This window comes from Nocardia jiangxiensis NBRC 101359, assembly GCF_000308615.1.
Lineage (GTDB): Bacteria > Actinomycetota > Actinomycetes > Mycobacteriales > Mycobacteriaceae > Nocardia > Nocardia jiangxiensis.
Genome location: NZ_BAGB01000013.1, coordinates 209,367 through 225,703 on the forward strand (window position 1 = coordinate 209,367; position 16,337 = coordinate 225,703).

The following is a 16,337-nucleotide window of genomic DNA, read 5'->3' on the forward strand; positions in this document are numbered from 1 at the left end:
TGGGCGGTCAGCGACTGGTGAACGGCAACAGGGCCATCTCGCGGGCATTCTTCACCGCGATGGCGACCTGACGCTGTTGCTGCGGGGTCAGGCCGGTGACCCGGCGGCTGCGGATCTTGCCGCGGTCGGAGATGAACGTGCGCAGCAGGTTCACATCCTTGTAGTCGACCACCTCGACGCCCGCGGCGATCAGGGGGTTCTTCTTCGGGCGCCGCGCCTGCTCGGCCCGGACCTTCTTGGACGGTGCTCGTTTGACTGCCATATCAGTACCCTCTCTCGGCGTGAGCTCTGGGCCCTATGTGGTTACGCAAGCTGCTGGGTTGGTCTACCAACTCGATTTGTGCACACCAGGCAGTTCCCCTCGATGGGCCAGCTCGCGCACACGCACTCGGGAAAGGCCGAACTTCCGCAGATACCCACGTGGGCGGCCATCCGTAGCATCCCGATTGCGCAATCGTACCGGACTGGCATCGCGCGGAAGCCGCTGTAGCGCTGTGTACATGGCCTCCGCTTCGCTGCGGCGCGTTCGCGGCCCCTGAGTCTCACCGATGGGCCCCGTGTCGGGCACTCGTTCCTCGCACCCGCCACGCGTCCCATCGGCGAGACGGCCGCGAACCGGTGCTTCGGCAGCGGCAGCGCGGCGGGCGGCCTCCTTCAGTTCGGCGCGCCGCTCGGCATTGCGGGCGACGACCGCGGCGCGCTGGGAGTTCCGGGCGATCTTGGACTTCTTGGCCATTACCTGTCCTCCCGGAAGTCGACGTGCTTGCGCAGGATCGGATCGTATTTACGCAGCACCATCCGGTCCGGATCGTTGCGGCGGTTCTTGCGGGTGATGTAGGTGTAGCCCGTGCCCCCGGTGGAGCGCAGTTTGATCTTCAGGCGAATCTCGTTGCGGGCCATCAGATCCGGACCCCCTCGCGGCGCAGCCGCGCGACGACCGATTCGATGCCCTCGCGATCGATGGTCTTGATGCCCTTCGCCGAGACGGTCAGCGTGACGCGCCGGCCTTCGCTGGGCAGGTAGTAGGTCTTGCGCTGGATGTTGGGGTTCCAGCGGCGGTTGGTGCGCTTGTGCGAATGCGAGACAGCCTTGCCGAATCCGGGCCGGCGCCCGGTGACCTGGCAGTGTGCCGACACGGTGATCCTCCTGAATATGAAAATCATTTTCGACATTGGACGTCGAACACTGTAGCGTGGGCGGCCTGTAAATGAAAATCATTGTCGAAAGGGGGTTCCGGTGGCCGCACCTCCCGAGCGCCGCACACCCGTGGTGTTACTGGCCGACGCGTCCAACGAAGCCGAACCGGGCGGATCCGTGGGAGCGGGTCTGGCCCGCACCGCCCGCGCGATGCTCGATACGCCCGGCACGGTGGTCATCCGCCACGACCTGACCGCCCTGCACGAGGGCATCGTGCACCGGACGGTGTGGTACGGCACTCCGATCGGGCACGATGTCGCGAATCCCGCCGTGGATCACCACGCCGTGACGTCCGTGCACGAACTCGCGCACGGCTGCGTCTCGTGCACGCTGCGTGCCGATCTGCTGCCGCTGCTGTGCCTGCTGGCCGCTCGGGATTCGGTGCGGCGCATCGTGATCGCACTGGATCCCGCCTTCGAGGCCGAGGCGGTGTGTCATGCCATCGAGCACGTTCCGGTGGTCGGAGTCGCCGGTCGGGTGGACGGGGCTGCCGGGCGCAGCGTGCGGATCGAGGCCGTGGTCACCGGTCTGGACGCGCGGACCTGGGTGTCCGACGCCATCGGTGCGGAGACCCTCGCCGAACGCGGTCTCGGCCCCGAAGACGAGCGCACGGTGGCTCAGGTCGCGGTGGGGCAGGTCGAATTCGCCGATGCCGTCCTGGTTTTCGGCGGACAGGCGGTGGCCGGCGCGGATCGCGCGCGCCTGACCGCGATCCTGGATCGGCTGATCCCGCAGGCCCCGATCGATTGGGCGCACGGTTCGGTGATCGAGGAGCAGGCGCGGATCGATCGTCTGCTCGCCTGCCTTCCGGCCGATTCGCGGCGCGGCCGGATCTTCGGGGCGCATGCGCCGCTGTTGCGCGGCCGACCCCCGCTGCACACCGAATTCGGGGTCACCCTGGTCGAATTCGCCGCCGGACGCCCGTTCCATCCGGCCCGGCTGCACGACGCGCTGGACGTGCTGTTCGAGGGTGTGGTCACCGCGCGGGGCCGAGTGTGGCTGGCCACTCGGCCCGAGGAGGTGGTGTGGCTGGAATCCGCGGGCGGCGGCCTGCGGGTCGGCAGCGCGGGCCCGTGGCTGGCCGTACTGCCGCCCGAGCAGGCCGCGGCGGCCGATCCGGACCGCCGCGCCCTGGCCGCGATGCGCTGGGACGAGCACTTCGGCGATCGCGACATCTCGTTGACCGTCCTGGTCTGTGATGCCGATCCGGACGAGATCCGGCACGCGCTGCACTGGGCCCTGGTCGACGATGCGGAATTCCATCTGGTGCGCACCGCGCCCGAGGTCGTCGCGCAGTGGGACGACCCGTTCGGCGACTGGCATGAAGACCCTTGTGAGACAACCGAATCCACCGTGACGCCGCAGGGCGCCCAGGACAGGAAGGCAGATCGGTGAAGGCAGGTATCCACCCGGACTATCATCCGGTGATCTTCGAGGACGTGAGCACCGGCAAACGATTCCTCACCCGATCCACCGCCACGAGTGTGCGCACGGCGGAGTGGACCGACGGCAACAGCTATCCGCTGATCACCGTCGAGGTCAGCGCCGATTCCCATCCGTTCTGGACCGGTGCGCATCGCGTCCTGGACACTGCAGGGCGGGTGGAGAAGTTCGAGCGCAAGTACGGTCGGCGCACGCCGGGCCGCCGGGGCGGCGAGCAGAAGGGTGCGGTGAGCTGAGATGGCGGTTCCCAAGCGGCGGATGTCCAGATCGAATACCCGTAGCCGACGGGCGAATTGGAAGGCGACGCCGCCGGATCTGGTGCCCGTGCGGGTCGGCGGCACGGAGTATCGGGTGCCGCGTCGGCTGGTGGTCGCGGTGCAGTGGGGTTTGATCGATCCGGCCCGGCTGTAGATCGGGTTGTGAGATCCGGTGTGGCACTGGAGGTTGTTCAGGGTGTTTGTCCGGATTTGGCGACCGGCGGGCAAATGTTGAGATGGGTTCCAACAGTGCTTGTCTCGCCAATTGCGATTGCGATAAAGTAGCTGTCTGGTGAACTACCTACTGCCAGTTGGTTTTTGAGTGTGAAAAAGTCCACGTGAAGTGATGAATTCGTGCTCTTGTGCCGGTAGCCTCATTCGGGAGGGCGGGTTCCCTCGGAAATCCTGGGAACCCGCTCATCGCCATTTCTGGGAGAAGTTCCCGCGAAGGCGCCCGCCGTCGACGTTACGAATGTTCCGATCCGCCGCCACGTCCGAGCGTCTCGGGCAGCAGTGCTTCCAAGCGGGCGACCTGTTCGGCCAGCAGCGTCAGCGGCCCCTCCGCCAGTGAGAGCGGCCACGGCAACCGCGGTTGCGACAGACCTCGCACCTGCTCCTCGAGTTCGGCGATCGTGGCTTCCAGATCGCCGACTTCCGTGCGCAGTTCGGAAATCTGCGTCAGTGCGGCGGCCACCGCGTCGACCAGGGATCGGTGCCGACCGTCCTCGTCGGTGCCCAGCTGTGGCCATCCGGCCAGGTCGGGGCCGCGCAGCTGAGTCTGGATATCGCGGAGTACCGCCACGTGATCCTGGGGTGCCTGCGACGCGTCGGTCTCCTCGGCGTCATCCGGGCGGGATTGCATGAGGCCACTGTAATTCGCTCCGCCGGTGCGGCGCTCGGGATCGGTTGTGCCCCTGCCGGTCCGAAGCGGGGGGACGCTGGCGTTCCACCGTATCCGAAGATACCCCGAGGAGGTATTCGAACTGCGGTTTCCTGTCGCGGTTGTCCGAATTTGCAGGTTCTTAACATGATTGCGGCAATTTTGCCGACTTATTGACGAGCAATGTTACAGCTTCGTAATGAGCGCAGGCGACTCTCTGTCTGGGTCGCATTTCACGGACCCACGCCCCCGGCTTACGGGGGCGTGCACTGCGAGGAAACACTGATGGGGATCGTTATGAAGAAGATGACGTACGCGGTATCACTGGCGACGTTCGCGACGACCGCCGCCGTTGCACTGGCCACGGGTACCGCGTCGGCCGCCACTCCGGGCGCGGATGCGCCCGTCCTCGATCCGCACACGATGAGTGTGCCGATCGCGCCGGGTGTGCAGTACACCAGCAACACCACCGACCGTTCCACGGTGCTGAGCACCCCGATCGGCACGCTGACCACGCTGGGTGGGCAGATCCAGCTGAACGACGCCAAGGGTGCGACGGTGTACGGGCAGAAGACCTTCACCGCGCTTCCGAAGGCCGCCAGTACCCTGCCCGCGGCGCCGAACGCGCCGACGACCCATCAGGTCGACGCGGCCGTGCCCTCGCCGAAACCGGTCGACGCCTCGGCGCACGATCCGCAGGCGGACTTCAACAGCGCCCTGGGCACCGCGGCCACCCAGTTCGGCCTGGCCACCGGTGTCGGCGGCATGGTCGGCGGTGTCGGCGGAGCGATCATCGGCTGCCCGCTGGGCGTCGTCACCGGCGGCGTGCTGACCTCGGCCACCATCATCGGCACTCCGCTGGGCATCATCGGCGGCTGCATCCTCGGCGCTTCCGCGGTCGGCGGTGTCGGCGCGATCCTCGGCGGCGCGACGCTGGGCATCCCGGTCGGCATCGCCAGCGGTGTGCAGATGTACAACACCCTGCACGCGCAGGGCGACGTCTAGAACCAACCGAAATACCAGGGCCGCAGCGGTTTCGGTGACCAGCGGCCCGAGGGGTTCGGGCCGGATCGCTCTGCCGGGGGCGATCCGGCCCGATTCGTTCTGTTACTGCTCGCGGGACCGTCCGGGCGATCCGCTCAGCCGACCGGTTCGGTCGTGCGGGCGGTGTCGGCCGTGCGATTCGGGCCGGCGATGCGGCGCTTGCGCGGGTCCTTGGGCACCCGTTTGGTGCGCGCCTCGGGCTGCAGCCGCCCGGTGCGGTCCGGTGCGACCAGGACCGCGGTGATCGGGATCGCGAGTGACATCGTCGCGACGACGAAGATCGGGATGAACATGGTGAACAGATCCCGCCCCGCGGGCTGCGACATGGCCGGATCGATGTGGACCGAGAGCCCGGACAGGCCGAGATAGTGGATGCCGATGATCGCGCCCGCGTACACCACGGACACCCCGACCAGAGCCGTCGTCACGCGCATCCGCGTCGCCCACAGCAGTCCGGCGGCCAGCGCCAGCAGCAGTACGCTGCATGCGGCGATGATCGCGGGGCTGATCGTGGTGCTGCCCTGCACCGCCAGGGAACTCAGGCCCAGATAGTTCATCAGCGCCAGGCACAGTCCCGCGACCAGCGCACCGAGCGCCAGGCGCACGGGCTTGCGATTGTCGCCCGCGATGATCAGTCCGGCCAGAATTCCCACCGGCGCCACCACCAGCGCGATGATGCGCTGCATCACGTCGTAGCGGACCACCCCGCTGGACAGTCCGACGCCCAGCATCGTGACCGACATCGCCACCTGCGTCCCGATCGCGCCGATGCACACCGCCGCGGCGGTCAGCCACACGAGCCGGAACTTCGCGGTCACCGACAGCCTCGACTGCCGGATACAGATCAGGCCCACCAGGGTGCCCGCCCACGCCACACCGAGCGCCAGCACGAGCACCCAGGTCCCCATGGTGAAGTACTGCACGCAAACCCCCTACTCAGGTCGGATGAATTCTCTTCTGCTTACTGCGTTCGGACCGCCGACCACCGGTCGCCGTCCCGAGTCGCGATGTCATCTCCGCCGCGATGCCACGGCGACAACTGATTTCGTGAGCACATGGGTAACTCCCCGGGCACGTCCAGAAGGTGATTTCACCCGAACGGTCGGCCCGAAACGCAAATCTTCGATTCCCCGACGACACGCTGAAGTCTCGGAGAGGCGGGGGAGCCACGCTGAAGTCTCGGAGAGGCGGGGGAGCCACGCTGAAGTCCCGGAGAGGCGGGCCGCCATTCACGGGTTCGCTGAGGCGCGGGGAGGCTGCTCCGTGAGGCGGGCGATGGCGTATTCGGTTACCGCTGCCAGGGATTGGCGCACCTGGACCGGATCGCGGGCGTCGATGTCGACGATCGGAACGCCCTCGCGGATGGACAGCGCCTCGCGCAGTTCGGTCGCCGGGAACCGGGGGGAATCGGGAAAATGGTTGACCGCCACCAGGAACGGCAGTTGCCGCGCCTCGAAGAAGTCGACCACGGCGAAACTGTCCTCGATCCGGCGGGTGTCCAGCAGCACCACCGCGCCGATCGCGCCCCGCACCAGGTCGTCCCACATGAACCAGAATCGGCGCTGGCCCGGGGTGCCGAACAGGTACAGGGTCAGATTGCCGGGCAGGATGATGCGGCCGAAATCCATGGCGACCGTGGTGGTCTCCTTGCTCGGCGTGGCCGACAGGTCGTCCACGCCGTCGGAGTAGCCGGTCACCATGGCCTCGGTGCGCAGCGGCACGATCTCCGAGACCGCGCCGACGAAGGTGGTCTTACCCGCGCCGAAACCACCGGCCACCACGATCTTCGTGGAGGCGGTGCGAGTTTCGGCGTCCGAGACGTCAGAGAGCGCGGAGTCCACGCAGGGTCCTCTCCATGAGCGAACGGCGCTCATCGTACGTGGCGTTTTCGCTGAGCGTGGTGTGCACCCGCAGCGTACCGGCGACGACCAGATCGCCGATGACGACGCGGACCATACCCAACGGCCGCTGAAGATGGGCGGCGATCTCCGCGACCGAGAGCCTGCCACCGCCGAGGCGCAGGATATCGGTCCGGACATCGCCTGCGGGCCAATCGAATCGACTCGCATACGGGAGGGTCTCCACGACCGCCTCGAGCGGCAGGTCGACCGCGGGCTGGGTGCGCCCGGCGGTCAGCGCATAGGGGCGGACGCGTGTTGTCGGCCGGGGATCGGCTCCGAAGGAACTCGACATCGCACCGTCAGACCGACGAACGGGCAGTGGCCTGGACGACCGCTCCGACCCGATCGGACAGTAGGGCCATCTCGTAGCCGATGCGGCCGATATCGTGCTGCTTGTTGGCCAGCACGGCCAGGTGTGACCCGTTGCCGACGCTCATCACCAGCAGATAGCCGCGTTGCATGTCGACGATCGACTGCATCACCTTGCCGCCCTCGAACAACTGGGCGGCCCCGGAGGACAGACTGGCCAGTCCGGCGGTCACCGCGGACAGCTGTTCGGCGCGATCGGACGGCAGGTGCGGGCTGGTGGCCTGCAACAGGCCGTCGGCCGATACCAGCACCGCGTGCGAGACGCCGGGGACCTCGCGCGTGAAGCGCGTCACCAGCCAGTTGAGATTCTCGTCGGTGGGGGGCTGCTCGGTATCGGTCATACGTGTCCTCCATCGTTGTACTGCGCGTCGTGATGTTCGAGCCCGCCGCCGGACCGAGTTCCGTTGTACCCGTTTTCATCGCCGTACGACGCGAGGCCCGCGCGTCCGCTGCGCACACCGCTCAGGTGCCGGGACAGGTTGCTGCGGATTTCCTCGGGATCGGGGGCGCCGGTGTCGGCAGGAGGCGTCAGGCCGCCCGGAACAAGCTGTGCGCCCGGGTTGCGGATGGGAAGTCCACCGGAGGTGCGATGGTCCATGGTCGGTTTGCTGGCCTCTTCGGCCGCGGCCCACCCCGCATCGGCGGGGGAGGACCAGGCCGCGCCCGTTTCGTTCGCCGACGGCTCGACCAGCCACTCCGAGACCATGCGCTGGTAGATGGGTGATTCGGCCGGTTCGGGTGCGCCGGGCTGCTGCACCGGCAGGGTCGCGGTCTGCGCCCACAGGTCCGCGGGCTCGGACTCCCAGGACGGGGCGCGTGCCGGTTCGGCGGGCGCGGAGGCCGGGACGTTGGCGGGCATCGGCGGGAATTCCCCCGAGGGCCAGGGTTCCGGCGCCGGGCGGCGGCGTCGCGGGCGCAGGATCTGCTCACCGCTGATGCCGGGCCCGGATTCGGTCGTCGAGTTCGCGGAATCCGTCCTGCCCCAGGGCTGTTCGGATGCCGGGCTCGGCTCGGGGCGCGCATCGGCCCAGAACTGTTGCGCCGGTTCGGAACCGGTCTCCTCCCAGCGCACCGCGCCGGACCACGCGTCGCCGCTCTTCCAGCGGGCGACATCCGGACCCTGCTGGTACTGCGGCTCCTCTGTATCCCAATCCTGCTCCGCCGAAACCGATTCCGGCGGCGTCCAACTCGATGCCGAGTTCGACCAGTCCTGCACCACCGGCTCGTCGTCGTCCTCGTCCCGGTCCGCCGCCGACAACGCCGATCGATCCGGGACCGCCCACGGGTCGCGCGCGGTCTCGCCCGCATGGGCGAACGGGTTCTGCTCCTGCTCCTGCGGCTGGTAGCCGATCACACCGTCGGCGACCGGCTCCGGATCCTGATGCGAGACGAACAATCCGGTGGGTTCGTCGTCGGGGACCGGTTCCGGATCGTGTTGCGAGATGAACAATCCGGTGGGCCGGTTGTCGGCGACGGGCGATTTCTCCGGGGTGGCGGAATCGCCGGAATCCTCGCGTGCCGGGCGGCGCTGCGGGAGCGGGGTCACCGAGGCCGAGGAACCGAACAGCGGCACCGGGGCCGGGATCTCTTCGGGCGCCGCATGAGCCGCGGTCGAGGTCGGCGCGGCGGGCAGCGGGGCGCCCGGGAATTCGCCGGACTCCGGCTTGTCGGAGACGATCAGCGATTTCGGCAGATGGATCGTGGCGGTGATGCCGGGCTGCTGCGCCATCGTCGAGGTGCGGCGCAGGCTGACAGTGACGGTATGCCGCTTGGCGAGCCTGCCGACCACGTAGAGGCCCATGCGGCGGGCGGTTTCGACGGTCACCTCACCGCCGGAGGCCAGCCGGTCGTTGATCTCGTGCAGATCGTCACCCGACATGCCCAGGCCGCGGTCGGTGATCTCGATCAGATAGCCGCCCTCGGGCGCCGCGGACACCGACACCGCGACCGGAGTGCTCGGCGGCGAGTACCGCAGCGAGTTGTCGATCAGCTCGGCCAGCAGATGTTCGATGTCGACCGCGGGCTCTCCCGCGACGATGCCGTCGGGCACCGCGCCGATCTCCACCCGCTGATAGTCCTCCACCTGGGAGACCGCACTCCAGAGCATGTCCGAGAGCGGAACCGGGGGGAGTTGGCCGCGGCGTAGCGCGGTTCCGGCCAGCACCAGCAGGTTGTCGCCGTTGCGGCGCATGCGGGTGGCCAGGTGGTCCAGGCGGAACAGACTCTGCAGTCGGCCCGGATTCTCTTCGTCGCGTTCGAGATCCTCGATCAGCGTCAACTGCTGTTCGACCAGCGATTGGCTACGCCGCGAGAGGGTTTCGAACATGCTGCTGATCAGCAGTCGCAGGCGGGCCTGGTCGGCGGCCAGGTGCAGCGCCTGCCGGTGCATGTCGTCGACCGCGCGGGCCAGCTGCCCGATCTCCTCGGTGGTCTGCACGTCGACCGGGAGAATCTCCGGGGTCGCGCCGCCCTCGCGCACCACCGACAGCTCGGCGGGCAGGTCGACGTGGGCGACCTGCAGTGCGCCGCGACGCAGTCGCCGCACCGGCACGACCAGTGAACGCGCCACCGCCAGCGCCAGCGCCAGACCCGCGAGCAGGGTCAGGACCACGGACGCGACGTCACGCAACACGGTGCTGCGCGCATCGATCGAGGTGTGGCTCAGGCCGGAGGTGATCAGATCGGCCACATGGTTGATCGCCTCGGTATATGTGGCGGTGCTGCGCTGTAGCGAATCGTTCACGCTGGCGATCATCATGGGCTCGGCCGAGCTCTGGCTCAGCGCGCGCAACCGGGTCTGCTGAGCGTCCAGCAGGATGTCCGGCTTGTACGCCGAGGTGGGCTGGACCACGGCGTACTGGTTGATCATGGTGAGTTCGGAACCGGTCGCGGTGAGCGCCTGCGCCCGCATTGCCGGATTGTTGCTGATCTCGCCACTGCCGATGATCAGCTGTTGCTGCAGGAACATTCGACGCGCGATGGTGAGATCGCCGAGCTGGGTGTAATACCGCTCGAGGACCGTCTCCTTGGGTGTGATCAGCGTGGTGACGGCGTTGCTGATGTGCGTCGCGACCTCGTCGGCCTGGGTGCCGACCACCTGGGCGGCGCTGCCGTGCAGGCTGTTGCGCATCCCGCGTCCGGTGGACAGCGCATCGGTGATCTCGGTGCTCACCTGCTGGTCGACGCGGGCCAGCGGCAGTGCCGACTGCAGAGTGGCCGCCGCCTGATCGAAGCGTGCGGAGACCTGGTCCAGGGTCGCCTGCCCGATGTGGTCGCCGACGCCGCCGGTGCCCGCGGCGACCGCGAGATCATCTGCGGCGGAACCGAAGTCGAGCAGCGGCCGGATGATCTGCGCCTGCTGGGTCGCGGTGTTCAGCTGGGAGATCGTGCCCAGCTCGTCCCGGATTCGTAGGACGGCGAAGACCGAGGCCAGCACGACGGGCAGGAGCAGCACGATGCCGACCTTGCTCGTTACCGAGAGGTTGGACAGATTCCGCTGCCATGGTCGCGGTCCAGTTCCCATCCCGCTTCCGTCGCCTCCGCTCGCGCATTCGCCCTGCGGGTCCCACCGCGGCCGGTTCCCGGCTCACAGTCTCACCTCGCAGGTGCTCGGCCGCGCTGTGCCGAAGGCGCTGTATCCTCGGCCAGCTCTCGAGCTCCCTCGCGGTAACGCAGATCCGGTAGTGCTCGAATTTGCGCAATGTGAACTGACGTTCTTCGGGTCCAACCGCCGGAGAACCGACTGCAGGTCTTCTTTTACGGCAGGCAACATACCGCGTGAACTTGGCCACGGCAATTCGGACTTCCCCGCTCTGAAATTCGCTAATTTCGCCACGCACAAGGTGTTTCGTGTGGTTCTATCCGCGCGAGCCGGTAAAGCGACTGGTCATCGGCTCGCGGTGGATCGGCGTGTCGAATGGGGGCTTCTCAGTGGACTCTCAGTCGGTACGGTCAGACTGGACCGCATGCGCATTCTGGTAGTCGACGACGACCGCGCGGTGCGGGAATCACTGCGGCGGTCGCTGACGTTCAACGGCTACTCCGTCGAGCTGGCCGTGGACGGGCTCGATGCGCTCGAACAGGTGGCCGTGCAGCGGCCCGACGCGCTGGTACTCGATGTCATGATGCCCCGGCTGGACGGCCTCGAAGTCTGCCGCAGACTGCGCAGCACCGGCGACGACCTGCCGATACTCGTTCTCACCGCACGGGATTCGGTCTCCGAGCGGGTCGCGGGCCTGGACGCGGGAGCCGACGACTACCTGCCCAAACCGTTCGCCCTCGAGGAACTGCTGGCCCGGCTGCGTGCGCTGTTGCGCCGCACCTCCGCCGATCCGGCGGGCGCCGAGGAATCCGAGACGATGACGTTCGCGGATCTGTCGCTGGACCCGATCACCCGCGAGGTGTCCCGGGGCGAACGCGCCATCAGTCTCACCCGCACCGAGTTCTCACTGCTGGAAATGTTGATGGCCAACCCGCGCCGGGTGCTCACCCGCAGCCGCATCCTCGAGGAGGTCTGGGGCTACGACTTTCCCACCTCCGGCAATGCCCTCGAGGTGTATATCGGCTATCTGCGCCGCAAGACCGAGGCCGAGGGCGAGCCGCGGCTGATCCACACCGTGCGTGGCGTCGGCTACGTGCTGCGCGAGACCCCGCCGTAGAGGTGGGCGTCATCGTGGGAAGGCATGTTCCGCGTTCGGCCGCGCGAGGCTCGGGCGGCCGGGGACGGGATGCGAACGGACGCGGCCGTGACGTCGTGGCCGGATTGCACCCGGGCGCGGACACCCCGGATCTGCGGCCGCCGATGCCGCTGACGCGGTCGGTGTCGCTGCGCTGGCGGGTGACACTGCTGGCGGCCTCGGTCGTGGCGATCGCCGTGGCGGTCACCTCGATCGCCGCCTACGCGGTGGTGGCGCGCGCGCTGAACGCCGATGTCGACAAACAACTTCGGACCCGGGCGACCGGCATGATCGACCAGCGCCTGGACGCGCTGGACTATCAGGAGGTGTTGCAGCTCGGCGCGCTGTACTCCAACGACGTGTCCATCGCGCTGAACTATCCCGGCAGCGATCAGTGGGTTTCGTTGTCCCGCAACTCCACGTCGCCGATCGGGGCGCCCGAGGTCGCGGTGGCGCACGGCCAGTCCTCGTTCTCCCTGCGGACCAGCAGGAATCAGCGAATTCTCGCGGAACACATGGAATCCGGTGCGACGCTGGTGATCTGGCAGTCGCTGGAACCGACCCAGGAGGTACTCGATCGGCTGGCGCTGCTGTTGTTCGTGGTCGGCGGCTGCGGCGTGGTGGTGGCCGCCGCAGCGGGAGCCGCGGTCGGCCGCACGGGATTACGGCCGGTGGCGCGGTTGACCGCGGCCGCCGAACGAGTCGCGCGCACCGACGATCTGGCGGCCATCCCGGTCACCGGCGACGACGAATTGGCCCGTCTCACCGAGAGTTTCAACACGATGCTGGTCGCGCTGGGCGAATCGCGCGAGCGGCAGCGACGTCTGGTCGCCGACGCCGGGCACGAACTGCGCACGCCGCTGACCTCGTTGCGCACCAACATGGAACTGCTGATCGCCTCCTCCCGTCCCGGCGCGCCGCGGATTCCCGAGGACGATATGGCCGAGTTGCGCGCCGACGTGGTAGCCCAGATCGAAGAGCTGTCCACCCTGGTCGGCGATCTGGTGGATCTGGCCCGCGAGGACGCCCCGGAGGACGTCTACGAGCGGGTGGACGTCGGCGCGGTGACCGAGCGCGCGCTCGAGCGGGTGCGCCGCCGGCGCGCGGGAGTGGAATTCGTCGCCGAACTGTGCCCCTGGTTCGTCTACGGCGACGAGGCCGGACTCGAGCGGGCCGTGCTGAACGTCCTGGACAACGCGGCGAAATGGAGTCCGGCCGGGGATCAGGTGCGCGTCACGATGGCCGAGACCGGGCCCGGACTGATGGAGATCGGCGTCGACGACGCCGGACCGGGCATTCCGCCCGCCGAACGCCGCCTGGTCTTCGAACGCTTCTATCGGACCATGGCCGCCCGGTCCATGCCCGGTTCGGGCCTGGGCCTGGCCATCGTGCAGCAGGTGGTGACCAAACACGGCGGGACGATCACCATCGAGACCTCCGAACGCGGCGGCGCACTGGTCCGGATCGTCCTACCCGGCGAGAACGCCGTGCTGCAGGCGCAATAGCGCCGCGCCGCAGGGGGTAATACGCCTGTGCAGTGGGCCGAATGTCATCGACGGGGATTCTCGCGGGCCGGTAGGTTGAGCATACGAAGGCGGCCCGCTGCCCACGATCGCGGAAGAACTGATGGAGAACTGAAAGCGCCGTCTCAGTTCGCTCTCAGTCGATGTCATCAGTCTGGTCGGCAGACGTGAGGAGAAACGAGAAGATGACCGAGGACCCGAAGGACAACCGGGAACAGCCGCAGCCGTCGGCGAACTCGGAGTTGCGGGCGCAGACGCCCGACGCACAGCCGACCGAGCAGAAGTCCGCCGAGCCGGGTCGCCCGGCGGGGGCGTCCGAGGATCAATCTTCGAAAGAGCCCGCGCAGCCGCCCGCGTCCGGGTCGGGGACCGGAACTTCGGAAGTGAGCACGCCGCAGCCGGGCACAGCGCAGGCCCAACAGCCGGCGGCCCCGGGTTCGCGCGCGGTGGAGGCCGGATGGCCGGGATCGGGTGCGTCGCAGTCGCCCTACGCCCGGTCCGCCTCGCCGCAGTCGCCGTGGGGGCAGCCGCCGTCGAGCGGGTCGGATTCGCCGTTCGGCCAGCCGATGCCCGGTCAGCCGGGGTCCACGTCCCAGGGATCGGCCGTGCCGCGGGCGCCGTTCACGCAGCCGGGCGCGGAGCAGCCGCCGTTCGGGCAGCCGACCTCGGGTGGGGCGACGTCGTCGGATTCGCCGTTCGCGCCGTCGCCGTTCGGGCAGTCCGGGTTCGGGCAGCAGCCCTCGCCGTACACCCAGTCGCCCTCCCCGTACGCGCAGTCCGGGCCGCAGCCGGTCACCGGTCAGTTCCCGCCGGCCGACCAGCTGACCGGCTCGGGTTCGGTGCCGCCGGAATACTCCCCGTACGCGTCCCGGGAGACGCCGACCCAGCACACCGCCCCCATGCCGCCGTATCCGCACGCCTACGGCTCCGGTGGCGGGCAGCAACCGCCCACCGGTCCCGTGCCGACCGTCGCGGGATCGCCCTTCGGCTCCGAACACAACACCGCCGCCTACGCGAGCGCTCCGTACGCGACCGCGGCACCGCCGCGTCGCGGCCGGGCCGGACTGGTCGTCGGTGCGATCGTGCTGGCACTGGTCGCGGGCGGCGTCGGCGGTGCGGTCGGCGCCCTGGTCGCCGATTCCGGCGACGGATCCTCGATCAGCGCGCTCGACAGCTCTTCACCGAATGCGAATCCCGCCTCGGTCACCGCGCCCGCCGGATCGGTGCAGGCGGTCGCGCAGAAGGTCGTGCCGAGCGTGGTGATGATCAAGGTGGCCGGCGATCGCGCGGAGGGTGAGGGTTCGGGCGTCATCCTGTCCTCCGACGGGCTGATCCTGACCAACAACCACGTCGCCAGCGGCGCGGGCCCCGACGCGAAGATGAAGGTGCAGTTCAAGGACGGCAGCACCAGCTCCGCCTCGATCGTCGGCATCGATCCGATCTCGGATCTGGCGGTCATCAAGGCGCAGAACAAGTCCGGCCTGACGCCGATCGATCTGGGCACCTCCAAGTCGCTCCAGGTCGGCCAGCCGGTGGTCGCGATCGGCTCCCCGCTGGGCCTGGCCGGGACCGTCACCACCGGTATCGTCTCGGCGCTCAATCGGCCGGTGTCCACCAGCGGCGAGTCCGGTTCGACCGGCACCGTGATCTCCGCGGTGCAGACCGACGCGCCGATCAACCCGGGCAACTCCGGTGGCGCACTGGTCGATATGAACGGCAAGCTGATCGGCATCAACACCGCCATCGCCACCCTGGGCGGCGGCGCGGACAGCAGTCAGCAGAGCGGTTCGATCGGCCTGGGCTTCGCGATCCCGGTCGATCAGGTGCGCCGGGTGGCCGACGAGCTGACCAAGACCGGCCACGCGACCTACGCCCAGATCGGCATGACCGTGCTCAATCAGGCGCCCAGCAACGTCAACGCCAACGGCGCGGTGGTCAAGGACGTCGCCGCCGACGGCCCGGCCGCCAAGGCGGGCATCCCGTCGGGCGTGGTGGTCACCAAACTCGGTGATCTGGTGATCGACAACGGTGATGCGCTGGTCGCCGCGGTCCGTTCGCATCAGCCCGGTGACAAGGTCTCGCTGACCTACACCGACACCAACGGACAGAACGAGAAGACGGTCCAGGTGACCCTCGCCGGAGCCGCCGCGGACGGTGCCCATTGAGCCGCCCGCCCCGCACCCTGACCCTCCTGACGGACCGCCACTCCGGCAGCGGGGGACCGGATTTCCTGTCACCCCCGGACGCTACGGTTAGCGATATGGAAATCGATGCTCCTGTGGCGGGTCGTGCGCTCGTGGTGATTGTGGACGACCGGTCCGCCCATGGCGGGGAGGATTCGCTGGGTCCGCTGGTCACCGAGTTGCTCACCGAGGCCGGATTCCTGGTCGACGCCACGGTCCTGGTGGCGGGCGACGAGGTCGAGATTCGCAATGCGCTCAACACCGCCGTCATCGGCGGTGTCGACCTGGTGATCTCGACCGGTGGTACCGGCATGTCCCCGCGTGATGTCACCCCCGAGGCCACCTCCGAGGTGCTCGATCGCGAACTTCCCGGGATCAGCGAGGCACTGCGTTCCTCCGGTCTGGCCGCGGGCTCGCTCGACGCCGGTCTGTCCCGCGGACTGGCCGGTATCTCCGGCAGCACGCTGGTGGTCAACCTGCCCGGGACCAGGGCCGCGGTGCGCGATGGCATGGCCACGCTCGGCCCGCTGGTCAGCCGGGTCATCGATGAGCTGTCCGGTCTGGACGAGTAATGAGCTCCCCCCCGAACGAGGACGATCGAACCCCCCGCCCGCGCCGGGCGGGGGGTTCCGCGCGTTCGGCGGCCGATGCTGCGAAGTTGGCGCGCATCTTCGGCGAAACCCTCCCGCAAACCACCAGCGATGAACGCGGTACCGATGGCGAATCCCCAACTGTGGGAACGTCATCGGACGATTGGTTCCGGTCGCAGGTCCCGCCGCATCACGGATGATCGGTCCGTCAGCACAATTGCGTCGCTCTGGCGTACTCGAGCCGCGTCTTGCGTCGGTTCCATTTTGCGAGCGC

Annotated in this window: 18 protein-coding genes and 1 pseudogene; 8 read left to right on the forward strand and 11 right to left on the reverse strand. The window is 68.5% G+C overall.

The annotated features are described in order from the left end of the window. Nucleotides 1-7 precede the first annotated feature (7 nt). The 5 genes and pseudogenes from rpsR to rpmB all read right to left on the reverse strand — a co-directional run bounded on the left by rpsR (nt 8) and on the right by rpmB (nt 1,136). Nucleotides 8-262 carry a 30S ribosomal protein S18 gene (rpsR, locus tag ON40_RS05390; RefSeq protein ID WP_040819081.1) on the reverse strand — a complete coding sequence of 85 codons (255 nt, stop codon included), beginning with the start codon at nt 260-262 and terminating at the stop codon, nt 8-10. Nucleotides 263-325: 63 nt separating this feature from the next. After that, on the reverse strand, nt 326-658 hold the full coding sequence (rpsN, locus tag ON40_RS05395) for a 30S ribosomal protein S14 (RefSeq protein ID WP_373281855.1): 333 nt from the start codon (nt 656-658) through the stop codon (nt 326-328). After that, nucleotides 637-736, reverse strand: a pseudogene (locus tag ON40_RS55955) (30S ribosomal protein S14); the annotation flags it as partial. The pseudogene ON40_RS55955 and the gene rpsN, both read right to left, overlap by 22 nt. Continuing rightward, entirely contained in the window at nt 736-900 is a 165-nt protein-coding gene (gene rpmG, locus ON40_RS05400) for a 50S ribosomal protein L33 (RefSeq protein WP_040819086.1), read from the reverse strand. The pseudogene ON40_RS55955 and the gene rpmG, both read right to left, overlap by 1 nt. Then, nucleotides 900-1,136: a 50S ribosomal protein L28 gene (rpmB, locus tag ON40_RS05405; protein ID WP_040819499.1), complete on the reverse strand. Its 237-nt coding sequence runs from the start codon at nt 1,134-1,136 to the stop codon at nt 900-902. Before rpmB ends, rpmG begins: the two co-directional genes overlap by 1 nt. 100 nt (nt 1,137-1,236) lie before the next feature. Here rpmB and mrf point away from each other — a divergent pair, with 100 nt between their 5' ends. The 3 genes from mrf to rpmF are packed head-to-tail and all read left to right on the forward strand — an operon-like array spanning nt 1,237 to nt 3,051. Then, the gene (mrf, locus tag ON40_RS05410) at nt 1,237-2,592 is read left to right on the forward strand and encodes a ribosome hibernation factor-recruiting GTPase MRF (RefSeq protein WP_040819087.1); all 1,356 of its coding nucleotides are present in this window, start codon (nt 1,237-1,239) and stop codon (nt 2,590-2,592) included. Then, entirely contained in the window at nt 2,589-2,876 is a 288-nt protein-coding gene (locus ON40_RS05415; protein ID WP_040819089.1) for a type B 50S ribosomal protein L31, read from the forward strand. The genes mrf and ON40_RS05415 overlap by 4 nt, the downstream gene beginning before the upstream one ends. Nucleotide 2,877: 1 nt before the next feature. Then, on the forward strand, nt 2,878-3,051 hold the full coding sequence (gene rpmF / locus ON40_RS05420; protein ID WP_040819091.1) for a 50S ribosomal protein L32: 174 nt from the start codon (nt 2,878-2,880) through the stop codon (nt 3,049-3,051). Between the two features lie 312 nt (nt 3,052-3,363). Here rpmF and ON40_RS05425 read toward each other — a convergent pair whose 3' ends face one another. Next, nucleotides 3,364-3,759 (reverse strand): hypothetical protein, encoded by a 396-nt coding sequence (locus ON40_RS05425; RefSeq protein ID WP_040819093.1) that lies wholly within the window; start codon nt 3,757-3,759, stop codon nt 3,364-3,366. Between the two features lie 303 nt (nt 3,760-4,062). Here ON40_RS05425 and ON40_RS47910 point away from each other — a divergent pair, with 303 nt between their 5' ends. Further along, nucleotides 4,063-4,782 (forward strand): hypothetical protein, encoded by a 720-nt coding sequence (locus ON40_RS47910; protein WP_157186202.1) that lies wholly within the window; start codon nt 4,063-4,065, stop codon nt 4,780-4,782. Nucleotides 4,783-4,916: 134 nt separating this feature from the next. On the opposite strand, the gene ON40_RS05435 is transcribed toward ON40_RS47910, so the two are convergent. The 5 genes from ON40_RS05435 to ON40_RS54365 form a co-directional block, all read right to left on the reverse strand. After that, nucleotides 4,917-5,744 carry an MHYT domain-containing protein gene (locus tag ON40_RS05435; RefSeq protein WP_051192713.1) on the reverse strand — a complete coding sequence of 276 codons (828 nt, stop codon included), beginning with the start codon at nt 5,742-5,744 and terminating at the stop codon, nt 4,917-4,919. 306 nt (nt 5,745-6,050) lie between these two features. Beyond that, nucleotides 6,051-6,662 (reverse strand): GTP-binding protein, encoded by a 612-nt coding sequence (locus ON40_RS05440; RefSeq protein WP_051192714.1) that lies wholly within the window; start codon nt 6,660-6,662, stop codon nt 6,051-6,053. Beyond that, on the reverse strand, nt 6,643-7,014 hold the full coding sequence (locus ON40_RS05445; RefSeq protein ID WP_040819095.1) for a DUF742 domain-containing protein: 372 nt from the start codon (nt 7,012-7,014) through the stop codon (nt 6,643-6,645). The genes ON40_RS05440 and ON40_RS05445 overlap by 20 nt, the downstream gene beginning before the upstream one ends. Nucleotides 7,015-7,021: 7 nt before the next feature. Then, complete coding sequence (locus tag ON40_RS05450) at nt 7,022-7,432, reverse strand: roadblock/LC7 domain-containing protein (protein ID WP_051192715.1); 411 nt, start codon at nt 7,430-7,432, stop codon at nt 7,022-7,024. Next, entirely contained in the window at nt 7,429-10,614 is a 3,186-nt protein-coding gene (locus ON40_RS54365) for an ATP-binding protein (protein WP_085997648.1), read from the reverse strand. Before ON40_RS54365 ends, ON40_RS05450 begins: the two co-directional genes overlap by 4 nt. A gap of 442 nt (nt 10,615-11,056) precedes the next feature. Between ON40_RS54365 and ON40_RS05460 the strand changes: the two genes are divergently transcribed. The 4 genes from ON40_RS05460 (at nt 11,057) to ON40_RS05475 (ending at nt 16,045) form a co-directional block, all read left to right on the forward strand. Beyond that, nucleotides 11,057-11,749, forward strand: coding sequence for a response regulator transcription factor (locus tag ON40_RS05460; RefSeq protein ID WP_040819097.1), 693 nt, complete (start codon nt 11,057-11,059; stop codon nt 11,747-11,749). 143 nt (nt 11,750-11,892) lie between these two features. Beyond that, complete coding sequence (locus ON40_RS05465; RefSeq protein WP_083895446.1) at nt 11,893-13,272, forward strand: HAMP domain-containing sensor histidine kinase; 1,380 nt, start codon at nt 11,893-11,895, stop codon at nt 13,270-13,272. A 917-nt stretch (nt 13,273-14,189) separates the two neighbouring features. Next, nucleotides 14,190-15,455 (forward strand): S1C family serine protease, encoded by a 1,266-nt coding sequence (locus ON40_RS05470; protein ID WP_051192749.1) that lies wholly within the window; start codon nt 14,190-14,192, stop codon nt 15,453-15,455. A gap of 95 nt (nt 15,456-15,550) precedes the next feature. Continuing rightward, the gene (locus ON40_RS05475) at nt 15,551-16,045 is read left to right on the forward strand and encodes a MogA/MoaB family molybdenum cofactor biosynthesis protein (protein ID WP_083895422.1); all 495 of its coding nucleotides are present in this window, start codon (nt 15,551-15,553) and stop codon (nt 16,043-16,045) included. Nucleotides 16,046-16,337: the final 292 nt, after the last annotated feature.

Coding starts and splice junctions, on each gene's coding strand:
- ON40_RS54365 (WP_085997648.1), bottom strand. CDS start 10,614: ATGGGAACTGGACCGCGACCATGGCAGCGGAATCTGTCCAACCTCTCG.
- ON40_RS05450 (WP_051192715.1), bottom strand. CDS start 7,432: ATGACCGATACCGAGCAGCCCCCCACCGACGAGAATCTCAACTGGCTG.
- ON40_RS05460 (WP_040819097.1), top strand. CDS start 11,057: ATGCGCATTCTGGTAGTCGACGACGACCGCGCGGTGCGGGAATCACTG.
- ON40_RS05475 (WP_083895422.1), top strand. CDS start 15,551: ATGGAAATCGATGCTCCTGTGGCGGGTCGTGCGCTCGTGGTGATTGTG.
- ON40_RS05470 (WP_051192749.1), top strand. CDS start 14,190: ATGCCGCCGTATCCGCACGCCTACGGCTCCGGTGGCGGGCAGCAACCG.
- rpmF (WP_040819091.1), top strand. CDS start 2,878: ATGGCGGTTCCCAAGCGGCGGATGTCCAGATCGAATACCCGTAGCCGA.
- ON40_RS05465 (WP_083895446.1), top strand. CDS start 11,893: ATGCCGCTGACGCGGTCGGTGTCGCTGCGCTGGCGGGTGACACTGCTG.
- ON40_RS05445 (WP_040819095.1), bottom strand. CDS start 7,014: ATGTCGAGTTCCTTCGGAGCCGATCCCCGGCCGACAACACGCGTCCGC.
- rpsR (WP_040819081.1), bottom strand. CDS start 262: ATGGCAGTCAAACGAGCACCGTCCAAGAAGGTCCGGGCCGAGCAGGCG.
- ON40_RS47910 (WP_157186202.1), top strand. CDS start 4,063: ATGGGGATCGTTATGAAGAAGATGACGTACGCGGTATCACTGGCGACG.
- ON40_RS05425 (WP_040819093.1), bottom strand. CDS start 3,759: ATGCAATCCCGCCCGGATGACGCCGAGGAGACCGACGCGTCGCAGGCA.
- rpmG (WP_040819086.1), bottom strand. CDS start 900: ATGGCCCGCAACGAGATTCGCCTGAAGATCAAACTGCGCTCCACCGGG.